Source organism: Candidatus Symbiothrix dinenymphae (assembly GCF_001431085.1).
Window position 1 is genome coordinate 1 of the sequence record NZ_BBRU01000560.1, and the last position, 3,396, is coordinate 3,396.

Consider the following 3,396-nt stretch of genomic DNA (forward strand, 5'->3'; position numbering starts at 1 on the left):
ATACAATCCGTTCCAAACATTCTACATGGGTGGCGACGGGATGACCGGCTACTCCACGATGTATGCCAACGAAACCGTCGGCTTGCGTGGCTACGAGGGCGGTTCGCTCACCCCCAATCAGGACGGCTATGCCTACACGCGCCTGAGTTTGGAGTTGCGCTACCCGTTCATGCTCGAACAGTCGGCAACGATTTACGGTTTAGCGTTCATGGAAGCGGGCAATGCGTGGTCGCAAACGAAGTTTTTCAACCCCTTCGATTTGAAACGCTCGGCAGGCATAGGAGTCCGCATCTTCCTCCCGATGATAGGGCTGATGGGGCTGGATTGGGCGTATGGTTTCGACCGCCCAACCCCCTCGAGCAATATCTCAGGGTCGCAAATTCATTTCATACTTGGGCAAGAGTTTTAATTATGAATATAGAGATAATTCCTGCGATAGATATTTTGGATGGCAAGTGTGTGCGGCTTGCTAAGGGCGATTATGCGCAGAAGACGGTGTATAATGAAGACCCGTTGGAGGTTGCCAAAATGTTTGAAGCCCACGGTATTCGCCGCCTGCATGTGGTGGATTTGGATGGTGCCAAGGCGCAACACATTGTCAATTTTGATGTGCTGGAGCGGCTTGCAACGCACACTTCGCTGGTTATTGATTTTGGCGGCGGGCTGAAATCGGGCTTCGACCTCAATGTGGCATTCGACTGTGGGGCGCAGATGGTGACCGGAGGCAGTATCGCCGTAAACAATCCGGAGTTGTTTCAACGCTGGATAGACAAGTTCGGTGCCGACAAAATCATTCTGGGAGCCGACTGTCGCGACAATAAAGTGTCTGTAACGGGCTGGACGGAAGACAGCAACGAAGAAATTCTCCCCTTCATCGAAAAATGGCGCAAGCAAGGCATTTCCAAAGTCATTTGCACCGATATTAGTTGCGACGGGATGCTGACGGGTCCCAATATTGACCTTTACAAACAGATTTTGGCTGCCAATGCAGAATGTCATTTGATAGCCAGCGGCGGCGTTTCGTGCATTGAAGATGTGCAGAAATTGGATGCTGCGCATATTCCGGGGGTGATTGTCGGCGAAGCGATTTATGAGGGGAAAATTACATTGAAGGAATTGGTGAAATAGCATTTATTTTGAGAAAAATTCTCAAAATAAAGCGAAAAAAGTGATTTGCTTCCAAAAAAAACATTATCTTTGCGGAATAATTTCAAAGGCAATAATATGATAATTAAATTTACTGTTGGGAATTTTCTTTCGTTTAATGAACGAAGAACACTCGATTTTGAGGCGCAAGGCATTTCGGAATTGAAACAAAATGTGATTTCGAGCCATAACCTTCTGCGGTCGATTGTTGTCTATGGGGCTAATTCAAGTGGGAAAAGCAATTTGATTAAAGCGTTACATCTGATGCGTGATTTGGTTTTAAACTCGGTAAAATTAAACGATTCCGACGAATTAGAGTTTACTCCATTTTTGCTTTCTGCAGAGAATAAAAATACGCCTACTTTTTTTGAAGTTATCTTCATTAAGGAAAACAAGAAATTCCGATATGGCTTTGAATATAGCCAAACAAAAATTGTAAATGAATGGCTTTTTACCGGCAAAAGTTCCAAGACAGAAAAGGCTCTTTTCATAAGAACTCAAGAAGGAATAGGTGTTTCAGCCCAATTTGAAGAAGGACAGGGAAAAGAAGAAGCAACGAATGATAATCGGCTTTTTATTTCGTTGGTTGCCCAACTTGGAGGAGTTATTTCAAAGCAAATAATGGAATGTTTTAGGAATTATGCGGTCTTATCCGGCGTTACTCATAAGGATTACAGTAGATTTTCATTAAATATGCTTCGCAAAAAGTTAGCAGGCAGCAAAGAATCTTTGTCACTCTTTCAAACACTAAAATTAGGCTTTAAAGATGTCCAAATTATTGAATCTGAATTTACGCCAACAGACTTGCCTAAATCAATACCTAAGAACATGAAAGATAAACTTGCTAAAGAGATGCCCGGCGCAACGATTATTGCCCTTAAGACCATCCATAATAAATATGATAAAAATGGAAAAATAACAGATACTGTTTTATTAGATAGCGTGGAAAATGAATCCGAAGGAACAAAAAAGATAATGGATTTATCAGGTCCGATCTTTGACACATTACTATTGGGTAATGTATTGATAATTGATGAGTTGGATTCAAAATTGCATCCGTTAATTACCATTCAGATAGTCAATTTGTTTAATGACCCGCAAACAAACCCTAACAACGCACAGCTCTTGTTTGCTACGCACGACACAAATTTGTTAAATGCAGATTTGTTTAGACGCGACCAAGTTTGGTTTACTGAAAAAGATGACAGAGAGCAAACTGATTTGTATTCTCTTTATGATTTCAATTTACCTGATGGTTCTAAAGTCAGAAATGATGCCAATCTTGAGAAAAATTACATTCGGGGCAGATACGGAGCTATTCCTTTTATTACCAATTAAAAACCGAACAATATGGCAAGAGTGATAAAAATTGATAATGCTTTACAGAAAAAGTTTGCATATAAAAGCAATAAAAAGAAAGCGAGCAGAGATGTAAGAGTCTTTTTTCTAATTGTTTGTGAGGGCGAAAAAACGGAGCCAAACTATTTCAAAAGTTTTCCAAAGCAGATTGGCAATATTGTTTTGGATGTAAAATGTGACGGAGGAGGAATAAGTACGCTTAAAGTTGTAGAAAAAGCCATCAAACTGAGGGATAAGTCAGTGCAAAAATATGACAGAGTATGGGCAGTGTTTGATAAGGACAATTTCAAGCCTAATGCGTTTAACAGTGCGATTCTAAAGGCAAAAACCCATAATATTGGTTGTGCTTGGAGTAATGAAGCCTTTGAACTGTGGTATTTATTGCATTTTCATAATCGGGTCACTGCAATGAGTAGAGATGAGTATAAAAAAGCAATAGAACAAGAAGTAAATAAAAAGTGGAAAAGTAAAAAGAAACCTTATAAATATCTAAAAGAGGCTACTGATACATACGCTATTTTGCAAAAATACGGCGACCAGACACAAGCAATAGCAAATGCGGAAAAACTATCTAATTCGTATGATGATGAAAAATTTGCAGAGCATAATCCTTGCACTTATGTGTTCAAATTGGTTGAAGAACTAATTGGAAAATCAGACGAATTAAACGAAGAAATCAAGAACAAATTTAATAAAGGAGAATAAACAAATGCTTGCAAAACGTATCATCCCCTGCTTAGACGTGAAAGACGGCTCCACCGTCAAAGGCATCCACTTCGTCAATTTTCGCGATGCCGGCGACCCTGTGGAATTAGGCAGACAATACAGCGAACAGGGTGCCGACGAGTTGGTCTATCTCGACATCACCGCCTCGCACGAGGGACGCAAAAC

The 3,396-nt window shown here is 40.7% G+C and carries 5 protein-coding genes; all 5 read left to right on the plus strand.

Annotated features, from left to right (window positions below; translation table 11 throughout):
• On the plus strand, nt 1-409 hold a 409-nt coding region (locus ASC50_RS05770; protein WP_158648521.1), incomplete at its 5' end, for a BamA/TamA family outer membrane protein.
• Between the two features lie 2 nt (nt 410-411).
• Nucleotides 412-1,128, plus strand: coding sequence for a 1-(5-phosphoribosyl)-5-[(5-phosphoribosylamino)methylideneamino]imidazole-4-carboxamide isomerase (hisA, locus tag ASC50_RS05775; protein WP_056928807.1), 717 nt, complete (start codon nt 412-414; stop codon nt 1,126-1,128).
• 96 nt (nt 1,129-1,224) lie between these two features.
• Nucleotides 1,225-2,484: an AAA family ATPase gene (locus ASC50_RS05780; RefSeq protein WP_055432117.1), complete on the plus strand. Its 1,260-nt coding sequence runs from the start codon at nt 1,225-1,227 to the stop codon at nt 2,482-2,484.
• Between the two features lie 12 nt (nt 2,485-2,496).
• On the plus strand, nt 2,497-3,210 hold the full coding sequence (locus tag ASC50_RS05785; RefSeq protein ID WP_055432116.1) for an RloB family protein: 714 nt from the start codon (nt 2,497-2,499) through the stop codon (nt 3,208-3,210).
• A 4-nt stretch (nt 3,211-3,214) separates the two neighbouring features.
• On the plus strand, nt 3,215-3,396 hold a 182-nt coding region (locus tag ASC50_RS05790), incomplete at its 3' end, for a HisA/HisF-related TIM barrel protein (protein ID WP_262482205.1).

Coding starts and splice junctions, on each gene's coding strand:
- ASC50_RS05785 (WP_055432116.1), top strand. CDS start 2,497: ATGGCAAGAGTGATAAAAATTGATAATGCTTTACAGAAAAAGTTTGCA.
- hisA (WP_056928807.1), top strand. CDS start 412: ATGAATATAGAGATAATTCCTGCGATAGATATTTTGGATGGCAAGTGT.
- ASC50_RS05780 (WP_055432117.1), top strand. CDS start 1,225: ATGATAATTAAATTTACTGTTGGGAATTTTCTTTCGTTTAATGAACGA.